This is a genomic window from Methanobrevibacter acididurans (assembly GCF_046197875.1).
Lineage (GTDB): Archaea > Methanobacteriota > Methanobacteria > Methanobacteriales > Methanobacteriaceae > Methanobrevibacter_A > Methanobrevibacter_A acididurans.
The window spans coordinates 413,297-439,036 of sequence record NZ_CP166991.1 but is presented as its reverse complement, the minus strand read 5'-3'; the positions used below and the strand labels follow the sequence as shown (position 1 = coordinate 439,036).

Annotated in this window: 26 protein-coding genes; 16 read left to right on the top strand and 10 right to left on the bottom strand. The window is 26.5% G+C overall.

The features are described 5' to 3' along the window. Nucleotides 1-81 precede the first annotated feature (81 nt). Entirely contained in the window at nucleotides 82-543 is a 462-nt protein-coding gene (gene pyrI / locus ACA135_RS02165) for an aspartate carbamoyltransferase regulatory subunit (protein WP_409198670.1), read from the top strand. 22 nt (nucleotides 544-565) lie between these two features. Here pyrI and ACA135_RS02160 read toward each other — a convergent pair whose 3' ends face one another. Further along, nucleotides 566-1,780 (bottom strand): GMC family oxidoreductase N-terminal domain-containing protein, encoded by a 1,215-nt coding sequence (locus ACA135_RS02160; RefSeq protein ID WP_409198669.1) that lies wholly within the window; start codon nucleotides 1,778-1,780, stop codon nucleotides 566-568. A 319-nt stretch (nucleotides 1,781-2,099) separates the two neighbouring features. Between ACA135_RS02160 and ACA135_RS02155 the strand changes: the two genes are divergently transcribed. From ACA135_RS02155 to ACA135_RS02140, 4 genes are all read left to right on the top strand, one after another. Further along, a complete protein-coding gene (locus ACA135_RS02155; RefSeq protein ID WP_409198668.1) occupies nucleotides 2,100-3,470 on the top strand; it encodes a TldD/PmbA family protein in 1,371 nt (456 codons plus the stop codon). Between the two features lie 25 nt (nucleotides 3,471-3,495). After that, on the top strand, nucleotides 3,496-4,062 hold the full coding sequence (locus ACA135_RS02150) for a TIGR00296 family protein (protein ID WP_409198667.1): 567 nt from the start codon (nucleotides 3,496-3,498) through the stop codon (nucleotides 4,060-4,062). Between the two features lie 165 nt (nucleotides 4,063-4,227). Further along, the gene (locus ACA135_RS02145) at nucleotides 4,228-5,250 is read left to right on the top strand and encodes an NOG1 family protein (protein WP_409198666.1); all 1,023 of its coding nucleotides are present in this window, start codon (nucleotides 4,228-4,230) and stop codon (nucleotides 5,248-5,250) included. A 143-nt stretch (nucleotides 5,251-5,393) separates the two neighbouring features. Continuing rightward, nucleotides 5,394-5,963 carry an Hsp20/alpha crystallin family protein gene (locus ACA135_RS02140; RefSeq protein ID WP_409198665.1) on the top strand — a complete coding sequence of 190 codons (570 nt, stop codon included), beginning with the start codon at nucleotides 5,394-5,396 and terminating at the stop codon, nucleotides 5,961-5,963. 125 nt (nucleotides 5,964-6,088) lie between these two features. Here the strand turns inward: ACA135_RS02140 and ACA135_RS02135 are convergent, their stop codons facing one another. After that, nucleotides 6,089-7,096: an SIS domain-containing protein gene (locus tag ACA135_RS02135; protein WP_409198664.1), complete on the bottom strand. Its 1,008-nt coding sequence runs from the start codon at nucleotides 7,094-7,096 to the stop codon at nucleotides 6,089-6,091. A 200-nt stretch (nucleotides 7,097-7,296) separates the two neighbouring features. Here ACA135_RS02135 and ACA135_RS02130 point away from each other — a divergent pair, with 200 nt between their 5' ends. Continuing rightward, nucleotides 7,297-7,929, top strand: a complete 633-nt coding sequence (locus ACA135_RS02130) for a DUF447 domain-containing protein (protein ID WP_409198663.1) — start codon at nucleotides 7,297-7,299, stop codon at nucleotides 7,927-7,929. A gap of 8 nt (nucleotides 7,930-7,937) precedes the next feature. Here ACA135_RS02130 and ade read toward each other — a convergent pair whose 3' ends face one another. Both ade and ACA135_RS02120 read right to left on the bottom strand, forming a co-directional pair. Continuing rightward, nucleotides 7,938-9,656 (bottom strand): adenine deaminase, encoded by a 1,719-nt coding sequence (gene ade, locus ACA135_RS02125; protein ID WP_409198662.1) that lies wholly within the window; start codon nucleotides 9,654-9,656, stop codon nucleotides 7,938-7,940. Between the two features lie 59 nt (nucleotides 9,657-9,715). Further along, nucleotides 9,716-10,963 (bottom strand): TIGR00300 family protein, encoded by a 1,248-nt coding sequence (locus tag ACA135_RS02120; protein WP_409198661.1) that lies wholly within the window; start codon nucleotides 10,961-10,963, stop codon nucleotides 9,716-9,718. A gap of 154 nt (nucleotides 10,964-11,117) precedes the next feature. Here ACA135_RS02120 and ACA135_RS02115 point away from each other — a divergent pair, with 154 nt between their 5' ends. Beyond that, on the top strand, nucleotides 11,118-11,645 hold the full coding sequence (locus ACA135_RS02115; protein ID WP_409198660.1) for a nitroreductase family protein: 528 nt from the start codon (nucleotides 11,118-11,120) through the stop codon (nucleotides 11,643-11,645). A gap of 19 nt (nucleotides 11,646-11,664) precedes the next feature. Here the strand turns inward: ACA135_RS02115 and speB are convergent, their stop codons facing one another. Further along, entirely contained in the window at nucleotides 11,665-12,576 is a 912-nt protein-coding gene (speB, locus tag ACA135_RS02110) for an agmatinase (RefSeq protein WP_409198659.1), read from the bottom strand. Nucleotides 12,577-12,698: 122 nt separating this feature from the next. After that, nucleotides 12,699-13,106: a translation initiation factor IF-5A gene (locus ACA135_RS02105; protein WP_409198658.1), complete on the bottom strand. Its 408-nt coding sequence runs from the start codon at nucleotides 13,104-13,106 to the stop codon at nucleotides 12,699-12,701. Between the two features lie 344 nt (nucleotides 13,107-13,450). Here ACA135_RS02105 and ACA135_RS02100 point away from each other — a divergent pair, with 344 nt between their 5' ends. The 6 genes from ACA135_RS02100 (at nucleotide 13,451) to ACA135_RS02075 (ending at nucleotide 20,079) form a co-directional block, all read left to right on the top strand. Further along, complete coding sequence (locus tag ACA135_RS02100) at nucleotides 13,451-13,909, top strand: pyruvoyl-dependent arginine decarboxylase (protein ID WP_409198657.1); 459 nt, start codon at nucleotides 13,451-13,453, stop codon at nucleotides 13,907-13,909. 33 nt (nucleotides 13,910-13,942) lie between these two features. Beyond that, a complete protein-coding gene (locus ACA135_RS02095; RefSeq protein ID WP_409198656.1) occupies nucleotides 13,943-15,817 on the top strand; it encodes a bifunctional NADP phosphatase/NAD kinase in 1,875 nt (624 codons plus the stop codon). A 32-nt stretch (nucleotides 15,818-15,849) separates the two neighbouring features. Further along, nucleotides 15,850-17,340 (top strand): coenzyme F430 synthase, encoded by a 1,491-nt coding sequence (cfbE, locus tag ACA135_RS02090; RefSeq protein ID WP_409198655.1) that lies wholly within the window; start codon nucleotides 15,850-15,852, stop codon nucleotides 17,338-17,340. Between the two features lie 52 nt (nucleotides 17,341-17,392). Further along, the gene (gene hemC / locus ACA135_RS02085; protein WP_409198654.1) at nucleotides 17,393-18,262 is read left to right on the top strand and encodes a hydroxymethylbilane synthase; all 870 of its coding nucleotides are present in this window, start codon (nucleotides 17,393-17,395) and stop codon (nucleotides 18,260-18,262) included. Between the two features lie 216 nt (nucleotides 18,263-18,478). Then, complete coding sequence (locus tag ACA135_RS02080; protein ID WP_409198653.1) at nucleotides 18,479-19,429, top strand: Gfo/Idh/MocA family protein; 951 nt, start codon at nucleotides 18,479-18,481, stop codon at nucleotides 19,427-19,429. Between the two features lie 35 nt (nucleotides 19,430-19,464). Next, on the top strand, nucleotides 19,465-20,079 hold the full coding sequence (locus tag ACA135_RS02075; protein ID WP_409198652.1) for an orotate phosphoribosyltransferase-like protein: 615 nt from the start codon (nucleotides 19,465-19,467) through the stop codon (nucleotides 20,077-20,079). A gap of 61 nt (nucleotides 20,080-20,140) precedes the next feature. Here the strand turns inward: ACA135_RS02075 and ACA135_RS02070 are convergent, their stop codons facing one another. The 4 genes from ACA135_RS02070 to prf1 form a co-directional block, all read right to left on the bottom strand. Further along, nucleotides 20,141-20,446 carry a hypothetical protein gene (locus ACA135_RS02070; RefSeq protein WP_409198651.1) on the bottom strand — a complete coding sequence of 102 codons (306 nt, stop codon included), beginning with the start codon at nucleotides 20,444-20,446 and terminating at the stop codon, nucleotides 20,141-20,143. Nucleotides 20,447-21,000: 554 nt separating this feature from the next. Continuing rightward, complete coding sequence (gene gdhA, locus ACA135_RS02065) at nucleotides 21,001-22,335, bottom strand: NADP-specific glutamate dehydrogenase (protein WP_409198650.1); 1,335 nt, start codon at nucleotides 22,333-22,335, stop codon at nucleotides 21,001-21,003. 310 nt (nucleotides 22,336-22,645) lie between these two features. Further along, nucleotides 22,646-22,867 carry a hypothetical protein gene (locus tag ACA135_RS02060; protein WP_409198649.1) on the bottom strand — a complete coding sequence of 74 codons (222 nt, stop codon included), beginning with the start codon at nucleotides 22,865-22,867 and terminating at the stop codon, nucleotides 22,646-22,648. Between the two features lie 56 nt (nucleotides 22,868-22,923). Then, nucleotides 22,924-24,153: a peptide chain release factor aRF-1 gene (prf1, locus tag ACA135_RS02055; protein WP_409198648.1), complete on the bottom strand. Its 1,230-nt coding sequence runs from the start codon at nucleotides 24,151-24,153 to the stop codon at nucleotides 22,924-22,926. 271 nt (nucleotides 24,154-24,424) lie between these two features. On the opposite strand from prf1, the gene pyrH reads away from it, so the two are divergent. The 3 genes from pyrH (at nucleotide 24,425) to ACA135_RS02040 (ending at nucleotide 25,738) form a co-directional block, all read left to right on the top strand. Then, the gene (pyrH, locus tag ACA135_RS02050) at nucleotides 24,425-25,102 is read left to right on the top strand and encodes a UMP kinase (protein ID WP_409198647.1); all 678 of its coding nucleotides are present in this window, start codon (nucleotides 24,425-24,427) and stop codon (nucleotides 25,100-25,102) included. Between the two features lie 29 nt (nucleotides 25,103-25,131). Beyond that, entirely contained in the window at nucleotides 25,132-25,323 is a 192-nt protein-coding gene (locus ACA135_RS02045; RefSeq protein WP_409198646.1) for a DUF2116 family Zn-ribbon domain-containing protein, read from the top strand. A 91-nt stretch (nucleotides 25,324-25,414) separates the two neighbouring features. Further along, complete coding sequence (locus tag ACA135_RS02040; protein WP_409198645.1) at nucleotides 25,415-25,738, top strand: YbjQ family protein; 324 nt, start codon at nucleotides 25,415-25,417, stop codon at nucleotides 25,736-25,738. Nucleotides 25,739-25,740 lie beyond the last annotated feature (2 nt).

Below are 25,740 nucleotides of genomic sequence, written 5' to 3'. Positions count from 1 at the left end.
AATATTTTTTTAAAACTTATCTTATTAAATTAATACTTTTTTTCATAAATTTTAAATAAATTATTTTATATAGATGATATTATGATAAAACCTGAGCTTAAAGTTAAACCTATTAAAGATGGTACTGTAATTGATCATATTACTGCAAATAAATCATTATATGTAATGAGAATTTTAGGACTTCCTGATGGAGAATCTAATGTTTCTTTAGCAATAAATGTTTCTTCTAGTGATGGAGGTAAAAAAGATATTGTTAAGATAGAGAATAGAGAATTAGATAATGATGAATTAGATCAAATTGCATTAATTTCACCTAATGCAACTATAAATATTATAAGAGAGTATGAAATTATTTCTAAAGCTCAAGTTACTCTTAGAGATGAATTAGAATCTATCATTAAATGTATAAATCCTAAATGCATTAGTAACACTCCAGAACCGATAAAAAGTAAGTTTTATGTTATAAAAAAAGACCCTTTACTTCTTAGATGCCATTATTGTGAAAGAATAATTAATGAAGAAGAAATAAATAAACAATTTTAAAAAAAATAAAGAGAAAATTTTATTAAGAATATTCTTCAATTAAATGATTTGCTAATCTTAATGCTAAAGCCAATATGAGTAATATTGGAGGTTTTCCAGGAGACCATGGTATAACACTTGCATCTCCTACATATAAACCATTTATATTAGTTTGAAGATTTTTATCAACAACTTCACCAATTGCAGCAGTACCTCCAGGATGTGCTCCTCTAAAAACTGTTGAAGTAATTGTTGTTGGATCTACTCCTGCAGTGGTTAATATTGCACCAGCAGCAGCTGAACCTTCAGCTAAACGCTTTATATCATTTATAGAATTATATTTTATTACTTTCCCATTTTCTATTTTTCCCAGTCCATCATCTGGAATTTTAACCATTATACTTAATATATCTTTATTTTCGATATCATAACCATTTTCTTTAAGGAATGATGCTGCATATGTAGAAAAGTGTGGGGATAAAATATAATCATTTCCTATGGCTAAAGCATTCATTTGAACTTCAGTATTATAATGAATATCTTTTAATAATCCACCTACAGTTACAAATGGATCCATGAATAATTTTCTTCCGGCGTTTATTCCTGAATTTTGGAGTATTATTGCAGAATTTATAGCTCCAGCTGCGAGTATTATTTCATTTGATTTTATTATTCTTGTTTTATTATCTTTTTTAATTTCTACTCCTTTTAACTGTCCATTTTCGATTATTATCTTTGTAGCTTCAGTATTTGTTAATAATTCTGCATTATTTTTAATAGCTATATCAATAAAATCTTTTGAGCTCCATTTAGCATCTTGTGGACACCCAAAAGAACATTTCCCACAAATTTTACATTCTGAATCTCTTATAAATTTAGGCATTTTTTGTGTTTTAAAACCATATTGTTTTGAGATATCTATGAATTTTTGAGTTCCTTCACCTATATGATTATCATCCATTTCATGGATGTTAAGTAGTTTTTCAACTTGATTATATTCATTTGAAAGGTCTATTCCAATATTTTTGAACTCTTTTTCTAAGATTCTTACTCCATTTCCTGCTGAAACGATTGTAGATCCACCAACACAGGTTGTTTTTAATAAATCCATATTTTCATATGATTTATCATAGTAATTGATTGCATCTTTAGTTTTTATGTATGGTCCTTTTTCTATTATTGTGACTGGTATATTGGATTTTGCTAATTCCATTGCAATTATAGCTCCTCCAGCTCCAGATCCAATTATTATAACCATTTTTTTCACTCCGAGTTTTTATATTTAATAATATTTTTTTATATTCATAAAAATTATATCTATATAACTATTGTTATTAATTATATTTATAAACATTTCTAAAGAAATAAACTCAAAATAAACAAAAGAAATAATTAGAAAAATTAAAATCTTTTTTACAATATATAAAATTTTATTTACACATAAAACTTAAATTAATAATATATATAATCTTAAGAGAATACTATTTGTAAATGAAAAAATTAAATTAATAAAAAACTTAAGAAAAAATTAAAATTAAAATCATAAATAATAATAAAAATTAAAAAGTGGGTAGAAAATGGAAACAAAAATAGACATTTTTGAGAAAATAATAGCTAAAATCCAAGATAAAGTAGATTATGCAGACATACGTGCAGGAACTGGAAATAATACTAATATTATAATGAAAGACAATAAAATTCAGGAAATTAATACTGGAATATCAAATGGAGCAAGAATAAGAGTACTAAATAATGGAGCTTGGGGATTTGCTTATACAAATGATTTAAACAAATTAGATGATATCACACAAACAGCTATAAAAATTTCAAAATCTTTAAAAGGAGATGTTGAATTATCTGAAGCAAATATTGTTAAAGATAAAGTTAAAACTCCTAGAAAAATATCAGTAAACGATGTAGATATCGAAGAAAAAAAAGAATTAATGGCAGATGCAAATAAAAGTGCATCAGTAGGTAAAGTCATAAGTACTACCGTCAATTATCAAGATAGTGAATCTGAAACTGCAATTGTGACAAGTGAAGGTACTGAAATTATACAAGATGAAACTAGAATTGGATTATGGTTAAACACAGTAGCATCATCTGGAGATTTAATACAATTTGGACATGGGAGTTTAGGAGGAGCAAAAGGTTATGAGATACTAAAAAATGCTGATATTGAAAGTTTTGGAAGAAAAATAGGGGAAAAAGCTACAAATCTTTTAAATGCAAGCACTGCACCTTCTGGAAAATTCCCAATAATTACAGATAATGAGTTAACTGGTGTATTTATACATGAAGCTTTAGGTCATGCAAGTGAAGCAGATTTAATTTTACAAGATGATTCTGTTTTAAAAGGAAAATTAGGAGATAAAATTGGATCTGATATAATAAATATTTATGATGATCCTTCAAATAAGGATGGTTTTGGATATTATGAATATGATGTAGAAGGTGTGAAAACTCATAAAAATCAACTAGTTAAAGATGGAGAATTAGTTTCATTACTTTCTTCAAGAGAATCTGCTTCAAAATTAGGAATGAAATCTAGTGGTAATGCAAGAAGTTCAATTAATGACCAACCTATTGTAAGAATGAGTAATACTTATTTGGAACCTGGTGATCATTCATTTGAAGAATTGATTGAAGATATACCTGAAGGAATTTATTTAAAAGGTTCTAGAGGGGGTCAAGTAGATACTGGAAAAGGAATATTCCAGTTCAATGCTGTGGAATCATATAAAATAGAAAATGGGGAAATTGGTCAAGAATTAAGAGATGTATCATTATCAGGAAATATTTTAGAAACATTGAAAAATGTTGATGCAATAGGTAATGATTTTAAATTTAGTGTTGGATTCTGTGGAAAGAATGGTCAAATTGCTCCTGTTGGAGATGGTGGTCCTAACACTAGAATATTGAATGCTATGGTTGGAGGCAGTAATTAAAAAAATTATAAGGGGCTTGATAAAAATGACAATAAGTGAAAATGATGGAAAATATTTATTAAAAATTGCTCGAAAAGCTATTGAAGATATGATAAATAAAAATGTAAAAATTGACATACCCCAAGATTGTCCCGAACATCTAAAAGAAGATTTAGGGGTTTTTTGTACAATAAATGAAAATTCAGAGCTAAGAGGATGTATTGGTTATCCTGAACCTATTAAGCCATTAATTTCAGCACTTATTGATGTAGCCATATCTGCAGCAACAGCTGACCCTAGATTTCCTGTGCTTAAAAATGAAGAATTAGAAAAGATTAATTTAGAAATTACAGTTTTAACAAAACCTGAATTAATAGATGTTTTAGAAAGTTCTGAATATCCTGAAAAGATTAATTTAGGTGAAGATGGGTTAATTATTAAAAAAGGTTTTAATAGTGGATTACTTTTACCACAAGTAGCAACAGAATTTAATATGGGAAAAGAAGAATTTTTATCACATACCTGCCTTAAAGCAGGATTATATCCGGATACTTGGAAAAAAGATTCCAATATTGAAATATTTAAATTTCAAGGAGAAATTTTTAAAGAATAAAAAATTTTTAAAATTTTTTTAAAATTCTATTTTTTTATATTAATTTTATATATATTTAAAACATAATTAAATATTAAGCACTATTTTTTATTATTTTAAATTATGAAATAAAAAATTTTTACAAAATTTAATAAATATTTACAGAAAAGATTATTAGTGATAATTATGATGATACCAACAATCCCTACTCCAGATGAACTTTTAGATAAAGGATTTAGAAGAGGGAAAAAGGCTGCTGATGAAGTTAGATCATCAAAAATGCCTAGAAGATTAAAGCCTAAACGAATTGAAGAAGTTAGAGTAGTAACTGCATGCCAAGTAATTAAAGATCGGTTAAAAATGATAAATGATCGAACACCAACTGTTGAAGATTTACCTATATTTTACCAAGATTATATTGATATAACTGTAGGTATTGATGATTTGAAAAAATCATTAGGTGCTTTAAATTGGGCATATGGTATTATAAGCCAATTAGAAAGGGATTATTCTAAAAAAATTAGAAGATATCCTCCAGAGAAGGCTTCACAACTTAGAAGTCAAGCTTATGGTCGTGTTGCTAGTGTAGCTAAAAAGATTAGTAAAGATTTAGATTTTTTAGATTTTGCTAAAAGTCAATTACGTAACATGCCAACTATCGATTTTGATGCTACAAGTATTGTAATTGCAGGTTTCCCAAATGTAGGAAAATCAACTTTACTTCGTCAATTAACAGATGCAGAACCTGAAGTTGCTGATTACCCATTTACTACAAAAGGAATTCAAATTGGACATATTGAAAGAAATTGGAAACAAATCCAAATTATTGACACCCCAGGATTATTAGATCGTCCTATTGTTGATATGAATGATATTGAAATGAATGCTATGGTTGCTCTTGAAGATTTAGCTGATGCTATTTTATTCATCTTTGATGCATCTGAGACTTGTGGTTATACTTTAGAACATCAAAATAATTTATTAACAGAAATTCAAAAAGTTTTCAGTGCTCCAATAATTGTTTTATTTAATAAAATTGATATTGCAGGATATGAAACTGGTTCTGATAGATTTGATTATATTGATAAATTTATAAAAATGAATGACAATCCATTATTAATATCTGCATCAGAAGGAGAAGGTATTGATAAAATATTAAAAGTTTTTGATTCTGTCAAAAAAATTGATAGAAACAATGACGATTATTAACTAAATGTATTAAATTTTGAAAATTAATAAAACAAAAGTTTTAAATATAATAAAGTAACTTAAAGTTATTTAATATAATGCAAAAAAATTTAATAAATAAAAATATAAATAAAATGTAATAAATTTTAAGGAGTTTGATTTTAATGGTTGAAAACGAACAACAAAATGAAGAAAAACCACATCTTCACAGAGAAAAAGTGAAAGAAGATATTAATACTGGAAAAGAAAGAGTAGAAAAAAGAGCTGAAATAGGTAAAAATGTTGTTGATAGAGTATCTACAGACCTTGGAAAATCCATGGAAGATTTAATGGTAAGTATGAGAGGAGTTCAAAAAACTATGGATGGAAAAATCCAAGATTATAAAGAAACAACCCCTTCCAAACTTGATTTAGATTTAATAGATGTAAGTGATTGTTATTACTTAAAAGTAGATTTACCTGGTGTTGAAAAAGATCAAATTGAAATTGAAGCATCTGAAAATGAAATTACAATTAAAGCAAATTTCCCATCAACACTTGAAGACATTGAAAAACCGTCTGATGTTCAACCTGAATTTTTAATTAAAGGTAGAAAAACTGGTGAAGCTAAAAGATCAGTTAGATTACCTGCAAAAATAAAAATAAAAGAAATTTCTGCAAAAGCAAATGCAGGTACTATCTTCTTAGAAATTCCTAAAGTTCAAGAAGAAAAATACACAGTTGATTTAGAATAATTAGATATAAAATTAAATTTTTTCTAACTATTTTTTAATTAAAAAAATAGTTCTTATTTTTTTATTTGTAAATTATTAATTCTTATTTAAAAAAAAGATTTTAAAAATAAAAAGTTTAAAACTTTTTATTCATAACGAACTTTACCTATATGTCTAGTACTCCCCGGATTTTCACCATTAAAGTGAGCAAGATAATATACAAACCATTCTAAAGGAACTACTAAAATAAGAGGTGCAAGTAAATCATTAATGTTTGCATAATCCTTTAATCTATATGTAATAGTTTTACATTCCAATTTATTTGAAAAATTTATTGCCTTTTCAGTTAAAGCATCTACTGGATAATTAGCTTCCAAAAATATCATAGGAACATCTTTTTCTGCTCTTTCAATTAAACCATGACGAAATTCCGCAGCATATAATGGGCAAGCGTGTTTAATTGCCCCTTCCATAAGCATAGTCATAGCTAATTTATAAGCTAAACCAAAATTAGGTCCACCACCTAAGCAGTAAAAGATATCTTCATCTTTATATTTTTCAGCTAATTTTTTATTTTCTTCTTCAGTTGTTTTTAATAGTTCTTCAATTAGATCAGGTAATCTATTTAAATCATTTAATATTTCATTTTTTTTCTCATAATTAGATGATGCAAATAAAAGGTAATAAAGACAAGCTAATTGTGTAACATATGTTTTAGTCCCTAATATAGCTTCTTCTTTATCTCCTCTAGTTAAAATAGGATTTTTAGCTTCTTTTAACATAGAACTATTTTGTTCATTTGAAATTGAAATAGTATTAAAACCTAATTCATTAGCTTTTTTCAAACCAGCTAAAGTGTCAGCAGTTTCTCCTGACTGTGATGCGAAAATTGCAGCGGCATTTTGATCGCCTAAATTTTTACTATAAGTAAATTCATAACCTGTAGCAACAACTACAGGGAAATCTGAAACCATACCTAAAGCATCACGAACTGAATAAAGTGTAGATAATGAACTTCCACAACCAACTAAATATATTTTATCCACATCTTCTAACTCTTTTGAAATTCTTTTCATGTTAGAAGATTCTTCTTTAAAAGTTTTTCTTAAAGCGTTGGGTTGTTCTAACAGTTCTGTACGCATTTTATAAACCATAAATATTCCTTCAGTATAATTAATTTTTAAAAATTTGTAATGGTGGTATTTTTAAATATATTTTAATAATATTATAATTTATTTTTGTAGTAACTAATATAAAAAAGTAATTAAATTATATAAGTTTTAAAAAATTATAAAAGTATTATTAATCAAAATATTAATTATATTTTATGAAAATTTTATAGGTTTGAAAAAATATGGTAATGACTCTTAAAGATATTGGAATGAATCATGGGCAACAATATGAAGTAATCTTAACTAGTAAAAATAATGATGGTAGTCAAAATGCTGCACCTTTTGGGACAATAGTTAAAGGAACAAACCAAATTGTTAATCATATCTTTCAAGGAAGTACAACTTTAAATAATATTCTTAAAAATAAAGAGTTTATGGTTAATATTACATCTAATCCTATTTATTTTACTTTAGCTATTATTAACAATATTCCATCTGAATATTATGTTAATAAGGATTCATTAATATTGAAAGATGTTGATGCGTATTTTAAAGCTAGTGTTGATAATACAAAAAATTTTATTAAAAAAGATGATCCTATAAAACCTGTTGAATCAACATATATTTGTTCTAATGTGAGTGATATTACTAAAAACAAAAGTGATGTTGTTGCAATTAATCGTGGTATTCATTGTATTATTGAATCACTTGTAAATTATAGTAGAGTTGATAAAGTGAAAGGTGAGAAATTAGATTATTTTTTAGGACGTTTTAATGAGAATAGTAGAGTTATAAATAAAGTTGGTAGTAAACAGGATAAAGAAGCTATGAAAATGATTAAAAAAAGTTTAAAAAATAAAGGATATGAAATTTAAACTTAAACTTAATTTTGTATTAAATTTACGAAATCAAACTCATTTAGGCTGAATAAACCTTTATCTGATAATTTTAAATCAGGGATAACAAGTAATGCCATGAAAGATAATGTCATGAAAGGGTCATCTAATTTTGAACCTAATTTTTGAACTAAATTTTTCATATTTTCAAAATTTGTAGATACTATTTCTATATTTTCATTACTCATTAATCCTGCAATTGGTAATTTTAAACTTTTTTGAGTATTATTATAAGAAACTGTTAATCCTCCATGATTTTGAATTAATTTATTTACAGCTTTTGCCATGTCTATTGAATTAGTACCAATAGTTATTATATTGTGAGAATCATGAGATATTGATGTTGCAATTGCTCCTTTTTTAATACCAAATCCTTTTATAAAACCGTTTGACACATGATTATGACCGTAACGTTCTACTACACTTATTTTTAATATGTCTTTTTTAGTGTCAGATTGTATTATATTGTTTTCAATTTTTAAGGTATCTATAATTGAGTTTGTAATTAATTCTCCATTAAAAGCTTCAATTATTTTTACATTTACATAATTATTTTTTTTTGTTTTTATATCAAAATCTTCTGGTTTTTTAAGATTTACATTAAACGTGTTTGATATTTTTGGTTTTTTTACTTTGAAAAGTGATTTCCCATTTTTAGCAACTATTTTACCGTTTACTATAGTTAATTTAATGTCTAAATCTTTTAAATTATTCACTAACGTAAAATTTGCTTTTTTACCAACAGATATTTCACCAGCATTTAAATGATAGTGGTTTGCAGGGTTTAATGTTACCATTTTTATTGCTTCAATCGGTTCTATATCATAGTTAATTGCTTTTTTTATTAGTTGGTTTAAATGGCCTTTTTTTAAGTCTATAGGGTTTTTATCATCACTTACTAAAAAATCAAATATTGGATGTTTTAATAGTTTTTCATAATCATCTATGGAAATGTTTCCAAATTTAGATTCACTTGTCCAATACTTTATACGATTATTAATATTAAAAAGAGCATCCATATTTTTAGCAGAAGAACCTTCACGAACCATGATTTTCATACCTAGATGTTTTTTTTCTATAGCTTCATCAAAACTACTACATTCATGATCAGTACTTATACCTTTAGACACATATTTTATTAAATCTTCACCATTTAATAAAGGAGCATGACCATCAATAGGAACACTTAATTTGTTAGCTAAATCTAACTTCAAATTAACACCTAAATCATTATTAATAACTCCGGGAAAATTCATCATTTCACCAAGACAAATAACATTTGGGAGTTTAAACAATTCTTTAATTGTTTCAACATCAATATTAGCACCATTAGTTTCAAAATTAGTAGCGGGAACACAAGAAGGTGCTGAAAAATAAAAATCAAATGGAACATTTTTTCCATTTGAAATCATGAATTCAATACCTTTAACACCTAAAACATTAGCTATTTCATGAGGATCCGCCACTACAGAAGTAGTTCCAAAAGGCAAAACAGCCTTTGCGAAATTAGCTGGAGATAACATTGTAGATTCAATATGAATATGACTGTCTATAAATCCTGGAAGAAGAATTCCTTCATAATTTAATGGTTCATTAAAATCTAATTTAGAAATATTAGAAATAAAACCATCTTCAATAAGAATTTCAGCAGGGTAAATATCATCTAAATTAAAATCTAGAATATTAACTTTAATCTTAGAATTCATAAGAAAAATAACCTCTTTTAAATAAAAATTGAAAAATAAAAAAATAGAATTAATTTAATTTATTTTGGTAAATTTTCAGAAATAAAACTGTCTTCATGTAAACATTCATAAAGAACTGGTAAAAATGCACCAATATCTGTTACAACACGCATTACTTGAGCACTTCCACGATCAGCAAGTTTTGTAACTGTTGAAGGGTTAATATCTATACATATACTTTTTACTTTAGCAGATAACATATTACCTGTAGCAATAGAATGTAACATTGTAGAGACCATTAGACACATATCGATTTTTTGGCAATAATATCTCATTTTAGCTTGAGACTCTGCTGTATCAGTTATAACATCCGGTAAAGGCCCATCATCACGTATAGAACCTGCTAAAACAAAAGGAACATTATTTTTAACACATTCATACATAATTCCACTTTTTAAAGTACCATCTTTAACTGCGGCTTCAATTGATCCAGATTTATTTATTCTATTAATAGCTCTCATATGATGAGTATGTCCATGAGATACTATTTCACCTGTTTCAACATTAATCCCTAAAGAAGTTCCAAATTGATCAGATTCAATATCATGAGTAGCTAATGCATTTCCTGCAAAAACCACGTCAATTATTCCTTCTCGGATTAATGCAGCTATAAACTTAGCAGAGCCAGTATGAACAATAGCTGGACCACCTACAAGAGCAATTTTTCCACCTTTACTTTTAATTTCTTTAATTTCAGATGCAATAGTTTTAGCAATGGATAATAATGGTTTTTCTGAGGAGACATCACTATTCATGAATTCAAATCCACCTTGTTTACCTCTTACTCTTTCAGGAGGAGCCACTTTTATCCCATCTCTACCTACAACAATTTTATCTCCTTTTTTTAAATCATTTAAAGGTTTACAATAAGCTTTTCCTTTTGTTTCATCTACTAAAATCATACAATCCATTTCAGTGTTATTAACAAGCAACCAATTTCCTTTATATAAAACATGAGTGACATAATTAGTAGTTGAATAAAATCCCTCAGGAGCTACTTTATCTTTAGGAGAAGCTACTAAATTAGCTTCTTTAATCTCAGCTATTGAAACACCAAGAACAGATAATTCATCTAATATACTATCTAAAACATCAGGAGATTCTGCTGAAACCATCATTTTAGCTCTACTTATATCTGATTTTCTTTTTCCAACATCAAATTTGATAATATCAAAATCTCCACCTTTATCCATTATAATATCCATAGTTTTAGGTAAAGCTAAAGAATCAATTATATGGCCTGAAAGTTCAATTTGTCGTTCGTACATTGATTTCTCTCCTTAAATTAAATTATTATATTATTTATTAAAATAAAAATTTTTATATGTTATTTTATAAAAAAATAAATTATAATTAAATATTATACAAAGTATTATATAAAATTTTATCTTTTTGATAAAACTTTTAAGGTTAGTGGGATAAATGAATGAAAAAGATATTATATTAAACAATATACTTAATCGAAAAAGTGTTAGACAATATAATGAAGAACAAATAGAAAAAGAAGATTTAATAACAATATTAAAAGCTGGTATGGCCGCACCATCAACATGTAATTTTCAACCATGGAATTTTATTATAATTCAAAATAAAAATACACTTAACGATATGGCAGACATACATGAATATGCAAAAATGTTCAAAAATGCAAAAGCTGGAATCATTGTTACTGGAGATATGAAAAAAACATTGAAAGATTCTGAAGATTATTGGATTGAAGATTGTTCTGCTGCAACAGAAAATATACTTTTAGCAATAGAAGCTTTAGGTTTAGGTGGTGTGTGGACAGGAATTTATCCCTCCGAAAATAGGGTGAATAAATTAAAAAATTATTTTAATTTACCTAAAAATATAATCCCTTTTAATTTAATAGCAATTGGCCATCCAAAAGGAAATCAGAATATTAAAAATAAGTGGGATGAAAATAAAATTCATTGGGAAAAATGGTAAAAAATTGTTTTTAAAAATTTTATGGAAGTAATGTTAAAAAGTCTAATATAAATTTAGCTGCTAAAACTGCAGTAATATCTCCTAATTTATTAGTTGCTACTTCCATTAAATCAAAACCTATAATTTCTTTTTTTGAAATAATTTTCATAACTTCAGCGATATCTTGTGATTTTAAACCATTAGGAGTGGGGTTTCCAACACTAGGTGCAATAGATGGATCTAATCCATCCATATCTATAGTTAAATATATTGGACCTTTAATTGATTTTAAGTAATTTATTAATTTATTAAAATCTGATTGTAAATCCGTAGGTGTGAAAGTTTGAATATTTTTCTGATTTTTTACATAGTCATTTTCTTCTTTTGAAGCAGATCTAATACCAATTTGAATTATTTCCTTAGGATTCAACTCATGAATTCTTCTCAAAATTGTTGCATGAGAGTACTTTTCATTTTGATAAGATTCTATAATGTCTCTATGTGCATCAATATGAATAACTGTAATTTCAGAAATATTATAAAATTTTGCTAAAGCTTTTATTGAACCTAAAGTAAGACTATGTTCTCCTCCAATAATAAGAGGATTTATATTATTGGTTAATAAATCAGTGACATTTTCTTCTACTATTTCACATGTTTTTTTACAATTCCCATTTATGATGTTGCTATCTCCAAAATCATAAAAAATAGTATCTAAATTTTTTTGAAAGTTTGTGTTAAATTTTTCAAAACCATAAGATGCTTCTCTTATGACAAGAGGCGCATATCTAGAACCATTATGGTATGAACAGGTACTGTCAAATGGAACACCTATTATCCCCCATTGTCCAGATTTAGATAAATCATGAAAATTTTGATTTTTTATATCTTCTAAATTAGAGGTTTCTTGTGCAAATGTAAATTTCCAAGGTTCATAAGTGTTAAATAACATGTTTTTTTAATATCCTATATTTTAAATTATTTTTTTAAAAAGAAGTAAATATTAAAAATTTAAAAAAAAGAAAATGTAATTTTTATATAATTTTTTATAAAAATTTTTATTATTTTAAAAATTTATCGAGAACTTCCTTTAGTTCTCATAATTTTCATATTGCCCATTGCAAGAATATATTCTACTTCTCCACCTTCAACAAGACGTTCTTTTAAGTCTTCTTCATCTGGAACTGGAAGATCTAATGTTTCATAATTTTCCATATCCATTAATTGAATAGTTGTAGGTTGAATAGAAAGTATTTGTCCTACTCTTTTATCTATTATAGGTATATCTACTTTAGTGTTAACTGGTTTAACTATACTTCTTTTTTGATGATCAAAAACACCAACTGCTTCAAGTCTTGCTTTTGCAGCTCCGTGTTTTCCTGGAGATGATGTTGTTAAACTAGTAATTTTAGATGCTTCTCCACCTAATACAATATATTTACCTACTTTTAATGTTTTAATTTCTACGACTTTAGTTGCCATTATTTTAACCTCATTATAATAATTTTTTTTGAATTAAATTAGTATCATAAATAATCTTTTTAGGTTAAATAAAATTATAACTACGTAATGATACTTTTTCTCTGAATCAATCTTAAAATAAGAATTTAATTTATAGTTACTTTAACCTAAATCTATAATAATTAGACAATAATATATTAGGTTAACTTTTTATATAAACTATTCGGAAGTTATGTATATTAATTAAATAAATGATTATAAATTTTAATAATAAGTTATAAAGATTAAATCAATATAAAAATATAATAAGATTATATTGAAAAAATATTATTTAAAATTATACATGACAAAAATTGTTGATAAAAATGAAAATAGCTATTGTATCAGGAAAAGCAGAAGGCCCAACAAAATTAAATGCATTTGATAATGCATTAAGTGAAGCAGGTATTGGTGATGTTAACTTAATAAAAGTATCAAGCATGTTAGGTCCAAATACTGAACTCGTGCCATTACCTAAATTAAAACCTGGAGCAATGGTAAATTGTGTGTTATCTGAAGTAACTAGTAAAAAAAAAGGTAATATTATAAATGCATGTGTTGCTGTTGCTATAGGTGATCGTTTAGGTTGTGTAGTTGAAACAACCGGAATAAATGATAATGAAGAAATGATAAAAGAAGAAGCAATCAATATGGTTCAATATATGATGAATAAACGTAATGTTGAAATTAAAGATTTAATTGTGGAAACTATTACACATACAGTAGAAAATAAAGGTTCAGTTATTGCTTCAGTAGTTTACATAAATGATGATATTATTGAATAAATCATTTGTAACAATAAAAGGAGGATTGCAAAAATGGATGATGATGAAATAAAAATGTGTGAAAACATATCAAAACAAATTATCACTAATGTTGAAAAATTATTAAAAGTATATGTTGGAAATCCTAAATCTGCAGAATTTGTTAAAATAGGAGCTGATGGAACACCAACATCATATATAGATATAGTAGCTGAAAATGAAGTTATAAAAATTTTAAAAAATGCCAATTTTTATTCTTATTTAATAAGTGAAGAAATTGGAGAATTAAAATTAGGAAAAGGGACACAAAGACCAGCACATATTACTGAAGAATTAAATCCAGATACTCCTACAGTTGAATCTGATTTAGAATCTGAAGAAACTAAACCTAAATATATTTTCTTAATTGATCCTCTTGATGGAACTAACAATGCCATAAAAAACATTCCAGCATTTGGTATATCCGTAGCAGTTGCTGAAGTCCCTGAAGGTAGAGTTGCAACTCTTGAAGATGTTCAAGCAGGATTTGTTAAAAATTATTCTAGTGGTAACACATATGAAGCAGTTAAAGGAAAAGGAGCTTTAATGAATGGGGAAAAAATGGAACCCACCACAGAAACTGATTTAACTAATATCACATTAGGAGGATTTACAAAAACAAAAACTTTTTCAGCAAGTAAATTAATAGACACTGCAAGAAGAATGAGAGTTTTAGGTTCTGTAGTTTTAGAATTAACATATATTGCTAGCGGAAAATATGATGTTTTCTTAGATTTAAGAGGTAGTAGAATAATCGACATCGCTGCAAGTAAATTAATCGTTGAAGAATCTGGAGCAATAGTAACCAATAAATATGGGGAAAAATTAACAAACGAATTAAGCATTTATGAAAGAACTGTGATTATTGCAGCAAGTAATCAAGAATTACATAATAAAATCATTAATATCATTAATAATGATGAAACTAAACTCATTAAATGCATAGGAATAGTAAGTAGAGTAGATGAATATAAATCCATGTTATTTTCAGTGAAAATAATTGAATACTTACTTAATAAAGGTATTAATGTTGTTATTGAAGAAAGTTTAGCTAACAAATTAGAAGAGATTAAAATAAATCCTAATCTAAAAGGAATAATAGAAGAAACCATTGAAGAATCTCCTGAGATAAGTGAACATTTAAAAAATCTTGACTTTGATATAAACTTCGAAAAGTTATCTCAACCTCTTAAAAACTTCAAAACAGATATGGCCGTAATATTAGGTGGGGACGGAACTTTACTTAGAACACAAAACCAACTTACTAGAGAAATACCAATATTCGGTATTAACATGGGGACCGTTGGATTTTTAACTGAAATTGAAGTTAATAAAACATTTGAAACTTTAGACCATATTTTAAATGGAGATTATTATAAAGAAAACCGTACTCAATTAACAGTATCACATGAAAACCAAAGATTCCCTGCATTAAATGAAGTAGTAATTATGACAGCTAAACCTGCAAAAATGTTACACTTCGAAATCAGTGTTGATGGTGAAATGGTTGAAGAATTCAGAGCTGATGGATTAATAATATCTACACCTAGTGGTTCAACAGCATATTCCATGTCTGCAGGAGGCCCAATAGTAGATCCTAAAGTTGGAGGATTTATAATTATACCAATATGCCCATATAAATTAGGATTAAGACCATTTTTAGTTTCAGACAATAGTGAAATACGAGTAAAACTTTTAAAGAAAGGTAAAAAAGCAGTTTATGTGATGGACGGACAAATCCATAAAGAAATCAATTATATGGAAGAATTAATATTTAAAAAATCTGAAAAAGATGTTGTTTTCATTAGAACTAATAACAAATATTTTTATAAAAAAGTTAAAGATAAATTAAATGAAGGTGGAATTAGTGCAAATAGTAGAAGCCTTTAAACATTACATACTTTAAATTTGGTTGAATTATAATGAAAGCACTAGTAATAGATTTAACACATGGTGGAATTACAATTAGCATAGAATTGTCTAATCTAGGCTTTAGTGAAATTTATGCTTATGATATTTATAATACATTAAATGAAAATGAAAAATTTCAAATTGAATCTAATAATATAATATTACTAAAAAATTTAGAAGAATTTAAAAAAATTAACAAAAATATTGACTCAAATGAAAAATTTTTCATTATTTCCCCAATACATTGCCCATTAAATAAAACTGAAATTATCGGTGAAAATAATAGTAATAATAATTATATTTTTTTAACTCATCATCAAGCAGTGAAATTAATTTTAGAAAATTGGAATAAAAAACGGAAAAAAGAAAAAATTCCACTTATTGAGATTACTGGAGTGAAAGGAAAAACTAGTACTGCTTTCATTCTTAAAGAAATTTTAACAGAATATAAACAAAAATTATTATTACTTTCTAGTCTTGGAGCATTCATATTTAATGGTGATAAGAAAGTTATTCTAAAAAACGATATTAGTATAACTCCTGCAAGTATGATTGAAACAATAAAATTAAGTAAAAAAATAGTTAATCCTCCATGTAATTTTGAATTTGATGAAAAAAACGATCTAAAATTTAATTATGAATCTGTTATTATTGAAAGTTCATTGGGTGTTTCTGGATTAGGAGATATTGGTATATTAACAAATTTAGTGGAAAATTATTCTATTGCTAAAAATACATCTAACGCTAGAGAAGCTAAAAAACAAGTATTTGATTGTAAATTAATTACTATTGAATATGAAACTTTAAAAAAATATTATCCTGAAGAATTAGAAAAATTTAGTGAAAAGATTAATTCCTTTTCAACTAATCCAAAAAATGATAATGCCACAGTTAAAATAAAAAATATAAAATATTCTTTAGACAATACCATAATAAACATCGAATTTAAAGATTTGAAAACAATTAGTGGAAACCAAATTGATGGAAATTTAGAAGTTCAAACATTTGCACCAGGAAAACATAATGTTTCAAATGTTTTATGTGCCATAACATCTTGTTTATCTTTAGATATTAAATATGAAGATATTAAAAATGGTTTAAAAAAATTTAATGGAATACCTGGAAGAACTTCAAAAAGGGAGATTAATAATCAAGTGATTATTGAGGAAGTTAATCCTGGGTTAAATGTTGAATCTATAAAAATTTCTATGGATATGATTAAAAATATGGATAATTATGTAGTTATCCTTGGTGGAAAATATGGTATAACTTGTGAGGAAATTAATGAAACAGAATTAATAAAATTATTAAAAGTTAAAATTGATAAAGATAGTATTGATTTAATCTTAACTGATGAATTAGGATGGAATTTAAAAAATGAGATGGAAGTTGAAATTCCTTATTTTGAAAATTTTAAAGATGCTATTGATTTAGTTGTTAAGAATAAAAAGAATATTTTGTTAATTTATCGTTCAAAATATTCTGATTTAAATAAAAGATAAATATTATATGATTAATTAAAAAAAAAAAAAATAAAAATTTAGGCGAAATTAGATGATAATTGGAACTAGAGGAAGCAAATTAGCTCTTGCACAAACTGAAGAAATTAATAACTCATTATCTAAGATAAGTAATGAAGAAATTAAAATTAAAATTATAAAAACTAAGGGAGATAAAATTACTAATTCTCAATTGTATAATATGGATTCTAAAGGTTTATTCACTAAAGAGTTAGACAAAGTAGTATTAGAAGAAGAAGTAGATTTTGCAGTCCATAGTCTTAAAGATGTCCCTACTGAATTAGATGAGGATCTTGAAATAATTGCCATACCCTCAAGAGAATCTCCTAATGAAGTTTTAATTTCTCAGTATAATTGGGAAGATTTATCAGATGGTTGCACATTAGGAAGTAGTAGTTTAAGAAGAGAAGCTTTCTGTAACCATTATAATAAAGGTTTTAAATTAAAACCTCTTCGAGGTAATATTGAAACTCGTATTCAAAAAGTATTAAAAGGAGAAGTTAATGCTACAATAATGGCTGAAGCTGGATTAAAACGTTTAGGTTTAACTAAATATATTAAAAAGGTATTTCCAACAGATTACATTTATCCTGCAGCAGGACAAGGAGCAATTGCTATTATTGCAAGAAAAGATTCAGACAAAAAGGAAATAATTCAAAAGTTAAATGATTATATTAGTTTCCAACAAGTGTTATCTGAAAAAACTATCCTTGAAGAAGTAGGTGTAGGATGTCAATGGCCATTAGGAGCTATAGCTTCAATGAAAAATAATGAATTAGTACTTAATTCTATATTATTAGATAAAAAAGGGGATACATTATATAAATCTTCTGTTAGTGGTTCTATTAAAGATGCGAAAGAAATAGGGGTTAAAATTGGTCGAGAAATGATAGAATACATTTAATTTTTTTAAATATAGGGATAATGTTAAAAAAACTTAGTATAAACTGAACATATTAAATTATTTAAATAAATAAAAAGTATAATGGATGAATGGTTAATTTAATATAGAACATATATTTATATATTAATATAATATTTAAGTTAAAAATTTTAGTCAAAGATACTTAAAAATTTTATTATTCAAAATTTTTTAAAAAAAAATTTGGAGGAAATGATTGTGAGAACTGTTAATGTAGGAGTTATTGGTGTTGGAGCAATGGGTTATAACCATGCCCGTGTATATTACAGACTAGAAAATGCAAATCTTGTAGCTGTATCAGATGTTAGTGAACGAACCTTAAAGAAAGTGTGTAAAAAATATGATACCAAAGGTTATAATGATATTGAAGACTTATTAAATGATCCTGAAATTGAAGTTGTTAGTGTTTGTGTACCAACCACACATCATTATAATGTGGTTATGAAAGCTATAGAACATGGAAAACATGTTTTAGTAGAAAAACCAATTGCATTCACTGAAGAAGAAGCAGAAGGAATGATTAAAGCTGCAAAAGAAAAAGGGGTTATATTAAGTACTGGACATGTTGAAAGATTTAATCCAGCAGTACAAAAAGCTAAAGAATTAATTGAAAATGATGTAATTGGAGATGTAGTATCTGCATCTGCTAAAAGAGTAGGACCATTCCCACCAAGAATAAAAGATGTAGGAGTAGCAATAGACTTAGCTATACATGATTTAGATGTAATGTATTACTTATTTGATGAAGAAGTATCACAAGTTTATGCAACTATGGGAAGTATTCTTGATAAATGTGAATATGAAGACCATGCTGAAATCATGGTAAATTTTGAAGATGTAACTGGAATATTAGAAGTAAATTGGTTAACACCTTACAAACGTCGACAAATTGAAATTACAGGAACTGATGGTATTATCTCAGTAGATTATATCGATCAAAGTATTGATGTTCATGGTAAATTTGCTCAAGACATCCAAATAAAACACGAAGAACCCTTAAAAGAGGAATTAAGTTCCTTTTTAGAATGTGTTGTTAATAATGAAAAACCAGTAATAACTGGTGAAGATGGTCTTAACGCACTTAGAATGGTTTTAGCTGCAAATAAATCTTCTAAAGAACACATACCAATACCATTAGATAAAATTTAAATTTATCATAAATAAAAGTTTAACTTAGTGATTCGATGAATACAAAACTTATAAAAAGAGCTAGTGAACTTAGAAGCCATGGATTCACTACTGGGGAAATTGCAGATGAACTTAATGTTTCTATGGATACTGCAAGATGGTTGACTCTCCAAAAAGCTGACGAAAAAAAAGAAATAAAACAACCAGCAGATTTTGCTATAAATTGGAAAAGCTTAGGTGCAAGTTCATCACGACTTAAATATATATCTGCAGCATTAGGTGATATGGCAATGACTCATGGTGAAATTGATACTGTTATTGGAGTAGCTATTAGTGGTATACCATTTTCAGTTTTAATGGCAGATTTTATAGAAGATATGGCATGTAAAAAAACATCATTAGCAGTATATCATCCAAATAAACACAAAAAAGTAGATAACAACGGAGACGGTGAAGGAGCTATAAGTAACAATTTCGGATCTGTTGAAGGAAAAAAGGTTGTTATAGTTGATGATGTCATCACTAGTGGTAAAACTATGAGAGAAGTGATTAATTCAGTTAGAGACCATGGTGCTGAACCAATTGCTTGTACTGTATTAATTGATAAAGCAGGCCTTTCAGAAGTAGAAGGAGTTCCTGTAGAATCCTTAATAAAAGTAAGTAAATTATAAATTTAATAATTTTTTACTTACTATTTTTTACTTTTTTTTATTTCTTGAAATTTATTTATTTTTAATATTTTTTGTTAAAATTGGACGGATTATAATAATTAGGTTTTTGATTCATTCCCATTTTAGAATCCATTAATTTAATGGCTTTTTTATTAATAGATACTCTTTTATTTATTCCTAATTCTTGATTAATATCTTCGATTATATTTATAAAAGTAAATCGATCAATATTGTATTTTCGATAATATTTTTTAAATAGTAAAGATTTGGTTTCTTTTCCATTTATGTAATCTTGTTTTATTTCATTTATCATATTTGGGTTAATTTTAAAAGTTTCATTTCCAGTAAAGTAATATCCTTGCTTCATTTTATTCTTCCTTTTATTTTTTCAAAATTTTTAAACTAACAATGAATTAAAGTTTTTATTTAACTTTGTATATACATAAGGAAAAAGTAGTATATAAAGTAATGTAATACGATTTAAAAGTTAAACAACATAATAATTATGTTTAATTTTTATTGTATTTTTTTAATAAACTAAAGCACGTGGGGAACTATATTGAACGTTAAAAATTTAAAATTATACAAATTCTTTTTTTAAAATTAATGAAATTTTTAACGAACAATACAAAAATTCAAAAAATACTAACTTTATAATAAAATATTTGTTAAAAATAAAAATTAAGTAATTTTGTTCTACAAATCATAAAAAAGAACATAGAAAAAAGCTAAACATTAATGTTAATTAAATTATATAATTATTTTAATTTTGAAAATATTAAATTTTTTAAATTTAATCTATCTAATAAAAAATTGTTTCATTAATATAAGTAATGAATTATTAAAGTTAAAACAATTTTTTTAATAAAAAAAGTGAGTGGTGAACAAAAGATTATATGTTCACCTAAATATAAATTGTGTTTAAACGATTCCTTGTGCATTCATTGCATCAACAACACGTTTGAAACCTGTAATATTTGCACCTAATACATAGTTTCCTTCAGCATCATATTGTTTTGATGTAGAATCTAAGTCTGAGAATATATTAACCATTGTTCTTTTAAGTAAGTTGTCTACTTCTTCAAAACTCCAATGTAATTTTTCAGCATTTTGACTCATTTCAAGTGCGGATACAGCTACTCCACCTGCATTTGCAGCTTTTGCTGGTGCGAATAATATGTTATTATCTAGTAAATAATTTGTAGCATCTAAAGTAGTAGGCATGTTTGCACCTTCAGCTACAGCGAAAACACCATTATCAACTAAAGCTTTTGCATCATCAAGATTTAATTCATTTTGAGTAGCACATGGTAAAGCTACATCTGCTTTAATACTCCATACTCCTGTACCTTCGTGGTATTCAGCAGATTTTCTTTCTTCTGCATATTCTTTAACTCTTCCACGTCTAATTTCTTTAATTTCTCTTAATAATTTAAGATCAATTCCTTCCGGATCATAAATCCATCCAGATGAATCTGAAGCAGATACGACATTAGCTCCTAATTCTTGTGCTTTTTGTATTGCAAATGTTGCTACATTACCTGATCCTGATACGGATAATGTTTTACCATCTAAACTTTGACCATTTGCTTTTAACATTTCATTAGTTAAATATAATAATCCATATCCTGTAGCTTCTGTTCTAGCTAAAGAACCTCCGAATGATAATCCTTTTCCAGTTAATACTCCTTCAAATCTTTTTGTGATTCTTTTGTATTCACCGAATAAGAAACCTATTTCTCTTGCACCTACTCCAATATCTCCTGCAGGTACATCTTGAGTATCTCCGATATGACGGTATACTTCTGTCATGAAACTTTGACAAAATGCCATAACTTCTCTGTCGGATTTTCCTTTAGGATCAAAGTCAGATCCTCCTTTACCTCCACCTATTGGGAGGCGAGTTAATGCATTTTTAAATATTTGTTCAAATCCTAAAAATTTAATAATTCCTATGTTTACTGAAGGGTGGAAACGAAGTCCTCCTTTATAAGGCCCTAATGCACTGTTAAATTGTACACGATATCCAGTATTTACTTGTACTTGACCTTCATCATCTACCCAAGGGACTCTAAATTTTATTTGTCTTTCAGGGTTTACTAATCTTTCTAATACAGCATTTCTTCTGTATGCATCTTCATTTTCATCTACCACTACTTCAATTGATTTTAATACTTCATTTAAAGTTTGGTGGAATTCCACTTCACTAGGATTTTCTTTTATTGTACGGCTAATTACCTCATCAACGTATGACATAATATCCTCCATTTGAATTTATGTTATTAAAATTAATAATTAAAAAATATTCAGTATAATTTAATTATTTAATATTATGTATAGTTTCATAACTTTTATACTATTCTATTTTATACAAATTGACAAATTTTTAGAAAAATAAAAAAATCAATGGATAAAATACTCATTAAAAAATAAAAAAATAAAAAAATTCTTAGAAAAATAAAAAAAATATTGGAAAAAACTCATTTTCAAAAAATAGTAAAATATGATAAAAAAATAAAAATTAAAAAAATATTGAAAGTGGAATATTAAATTTTATAATAAAAAATTATTCACAAGATTCTTGCATTCTTAAATGAAAAGTAGCTTTATCACTTAACATTATAGTTCCAGGAATGAAAAATTCATCATATTCATCAACAATTTCTTTCATAGAACTTAATATTTCTTTACGAGTTGATCCTAATTTTGTACTATCCACATCAATAACTTTATTATTCACAAGAACTGAAAATCTTCCTTTAATAATTTCCTCTTCAACCAATTTCATATTTGTTGCTCCACTGTTTATTAATTTAATTTCAAACTATAAAAATATTTTCAATTTTATATATGATATCTTAAAATAGCGGCTATACCACCAAAAGCTCTAAATAATTGCATTCCTTCTTCAGTTTCAGTAGATATTATTTCTACATTTGAGGCTGTTTCATCTGCAAGTAAAACTAGTTCATCTATAATATCTTCAGATTTAATGATTTTCATTTTCTCATTACATTCTTTACAAACTAATTCTTCATCAGCTTCACCATTTTTTATGGTTTTACTTATTTGAAATTCACAAACAGGACATTGGTAAGTTTTTCTTTCAGAACGTAAATCTTCAGATAATAAAAGAGTATCTACCGCTCCAATTCGTAAATTTCTTCTAACTTCATCTTCCCCATAAGAAGCTAAACCTTTTTCATTAATTAATTCTTTTAAGAATCCTTGAACAATGTGTTTTTCCTTCATTACATCCATTTCATCTAAAATTCCCATGGATTTATCAATGATTTCACGAATTCCAAATTCTCCAGTATAAGAAGTATCAATAGTTGCTATTACTTTTTGTTTAATTTCATAATGAAGATATTCACCTTTTAAAAATTCTTCCTTAGTATTACCTGGTCCACCTAAAATAACACCCTTTAAATCTTCAATATCTAAAAAAGCTTGATTTACATGATCCCCAATTCTTTTTTTAAATTCATGTGCAGCTAAATCAATTACACGATCAAATCTTCTTTGTGATTGACCTCCTGCTTTATGTTTACCTGGAACACCACTAGTTAAATGTTTTAAAATTTCAATTTTTTTACCTTTTAAAGTAGCAATAGTAGATTCTTTTCTATCTAAAACTACGATACCATAAACCTCTTTTGTTTCAATCATTTCTTCTAAAGGTTCTAAATAGAAAACATTATCACAAATGTACCAATATGTTTGTATCGGTTCAGGTGGTTCAAAAACAAAGGTTTCCATTTTTTCTGTACCAGGTCCACCTTTTGGAATCATTCCAGTAAATAGTACTAAACCTTTTTCAGGAGGATGTTTAAATAATCTTATTCTTTGCATTATTACTTCAATCGCAGATTGAACATTTTTTCTAGTAGTTTTACTTTTAATATTAGAACTTTGTCCAAGTTCATCTCTCATTTGTTTTCCTACATCACTTAATTGTTTATCACGAGGGATATAAACAGATACTAATTCAGTACCTCTTCCTTTTTTTTCACCTAACTCTCGTAAAGTTCTTTTAAATTCATATAATTCTTTTGAAGATACGTCTGACAATTATTTCACTCCATATTTAAAATGATTAAAATGATTAATTTTTAATTAAAATGTTAAAAAAATATTTTTTTGAATATATTATTTAAAATCATATAATATTAATACTATTTGTACTTACTTAGATATATAATTTAATAAAAATTTCAATACTTTATTTTAATATTTAAATATCATGATTTAAATAAATATAATAGATTATTAAATTATTTAGATAAAAAAAATTTTATATTTAAATATAATTTATTAAAAAATTACGGGTGACTTGATTTAAATGAGAATAGTAGCGGCAATTGGAGGATCAATTTTAATACAAGAATTTGATTCAAAAAAATTTAAAGAATATGCTGAAATATTAAAACCACTAAGTGAAGAACATGAATTATTTATTGTTGTAGGTGGAGGTAAACCTGCAAGAGAATATATAAAAGTTGTTAGAGATTTAGAGTGTGGAGAAGCTAAATGTGATGATATAGGTATAGAAGTAACAAGAATCAATGCAAAACTTTTACTTTCTGCACTAGAAAATAAAGCATATCAAAAAGTCCCACACAACTTCCAAGAAGCTTTAGAATATTCCTCAAGTGGAAAAATAGTAGTTATGGGTGGAACAGAACCTGCTCATAGTACTGATGCAGTTGCAGCTATTTTAGCAGAATATGTTAAAGCAGACCTTTTAGTAAACTTAACTTCTGTAGATGGAATGTATAATAAAGATCCTAACAAATTTAGTGATGCAGAATTAATTAATGAAATTACTGCAAGTGATATGATGGAATTTATTAAAGGAAAAGATGTGAAAGCTGGAACTTATGAATTTTTTGACATGACAGCAATACAAATGATTAAACGTTCCTCACTAGAAACTGTAATCTGTAATGGTGATAATCCTAAAAACTTGATAAAAGCCATTAATGGTGAAAAAATCGGGACCAAAGTAATTTCAGAATAAATATATTAAAAAAAAGGAGAAAAGATAAAATGGCAGTAGAACCACATAAACATTGTCCAGTATGCGGAACCCCAATACCAATGAATGAAAAAACATGCTCCCCAGATTGTGATAAAGTTATTAAAATGAGACAAGAACAAGGAAGAAAATCTAGAGTTTTAATTTTTGTATTAATACTTGTCTTTGTTGGAATATGGGCATACATGACCTTTTTAAGATAAAAAAAATCTTTTTTGTTTTAAAATGGTTTAATATTAAACTTTTTTTTATTTAAAAACTAAAAATAATTCATTATTCAGTGGAGAATAAAAAATGATTTTATCATCAACAAACACATTAGAAAATAAAAACATTTTAAGATATCATGGTTTAGTTACTGGTGAATCTTTAATAGGATCTAATGTATATAAAGACTTATTTTCCGGAGTTCGTGATGTAGTAGGTGGAAGAACCTCCAAATATGAAGAAGAAATTCAAAAAGCTAGAGAAATAGCCCTAAGCAGTATGAAAGAAAAAGCTGCTGAAAAAGGAGCTAATGCTATAATCGGGCTTAAAATATCTTATAATAATCTTGGAGGAACTATGGGAAATACAATATTAGTCACAGCTTACGGTACAGCAATATCTTATGAATAACT

Coding starts and splice junctions, on each gene's coding strand:
- pyrI (WP_409198670.1), top strand. CDS start 82: ATGATAAAACCTGAGCTTAAAGTTAAACCTATTAAAGATGGTACTGTA.
- ACA135_RS02160 (WP_409198669.1), bottom strand. CDS start 1,780: ATGGTTATAATAATTGGATCTGGAGCTGGAGGAGCTATAATTGCAATG.
- ACA135_RS02155 (WP_409198668.1), top strand. CDS start 2,100: ATGGAAACAAAAATAGACATTTTTGAGAAAATAATAGCTAAAATCCAA.
- ACA135_RS02150 (WP_409198667.1), top strand. CDS start 3,496: ATGACAATAAGTGAAAATGATGGAAAATATTTATTAAAAATTGCTCGA.
- ACA135_RS02145 (WP_409198666.1), top strand. CDS start 4,228: ATGATGATACCAACAATCCCTACTCCAGATGAACTTTTAGATAAAGGA.
- ACA135_RS02140 (WP_409198665.1), top strand. CDS start 5,394: ATGGTTGAAAACGAACAACAAAATGAAGAAAAACCACATCTTCACAGA.
- ACA135_RS02135 (WP_409198664.1), bottom strand. CDS start 7,096: ATGGTTTATAAAATGCGTACAGAACTGTTAGAACAACCCAACGCTTTA.
- ACA135_RS02130 (WP_409198663.1), top strand. CDS start 7,297: ATGGTAATGACTCTTAAAGATATTGGAATGAATCATGGGCAACAATAT.
- ade (WP_409198662.1), bottom strand. CDS start 9,656: ATGAATTCTAAGATTAAAGTTAATATTCTAGATTTTAATTTAGATGAT.
- ACA135_RS02120 (WP_409198661.1), bottom strand. CDS start 10,963: ATGTACGAACGACAAATTGAACTTTCAGGCCATATAATTGATTCTTTA.
- ACA135_RS02115 (WP_409198660.1), top strand. CDS start 11,118: ATGAATGAAAAAGATATTATATTAAACAATATACTTAATCGAAAAAGT.
- speB (WP_409198659.1), bottom strand. CDS start 12,576: ATGTTATTTAACACTTATGAACCTTGGAAATTTACATTTGCACAAGAA.
- ACA135_RS02105 (WP_409198658.1), bottom strand. CDS start 13,106: ATGGCAACTAAAGTCGTAGAAATTAAAACATTAAAAGTAGGTAAATAT.
- ACA135_RS02100 (WP_409198657.1), top strand. CDS start 13,451: ATGAAAATAGCTATTGTATCAGGAAAAGCAGAAGGCCCAACAAAATTA.
- ACA135_RS02095 (WP_409198656.1), top strand. CDS start 13,943: ATGGATGATGATGAAATAAAAATGTGTGAAAACATATCAAAACAAATT.
- cfbE (WP_409198655.1), top strand. CDS start 15,850: ATGAAAGCACTAGTAATAGATTTAACACATGGTGGAATTACAATTAGC.
- hemC (WP_409198654.1), top strand. CDS start 17,393: ATGATAATTGGAACTAGAGGAAGCAAATTAGCTCTTGCACAAACTGAA.
- ACA135_RS02075 (WP_409198652.1), top strand. CDS start 19,465: ATGAATACAAAACTTATAAAAAGAGCTAGTGAACTTAGAAGCCATGGA.
- ACA135_RS02070 (WP_409198651.1), bottom strand. CDS start 20,446: ATGAAGCAAGGATATTACTTTACTGGAAATGAAACTTTTAAAATTAAC.
- gdhA (WP_409198650.1), bottom strand. CDS start 22,335: ATGTCATACGTTGATGAGGTAATTAGCCGTACAATAAAAGAAAATCCT.
- ACA135_RS02060 (WP_409198649.1), bottom strand. CDS start 22,867: ATGAAATTGGTTGAAGAGGAAATTATTAAAGGAAGATTTTCAGTTCTT.
- pyrH (WP_409198647.1), top strand. CDS start 24,425: ATGAGAATAGTAGCGGCAATTGGAGGATCAATTTTAATACAAGAATTT.
- ACA135_RS02045 (WP_409198646.1), top strand. CDS start 25,132: ATGGCAGTAGAACCACATAAACATTGTCCAGTATGCGGAACCCCAATA.
- ACA135_RS02040 (WP_409198645.1), top strand. CDS start 25,415: ATGATTTTATCATCAACAAACACATTAGAAAATAAAAACATTTTAAGA.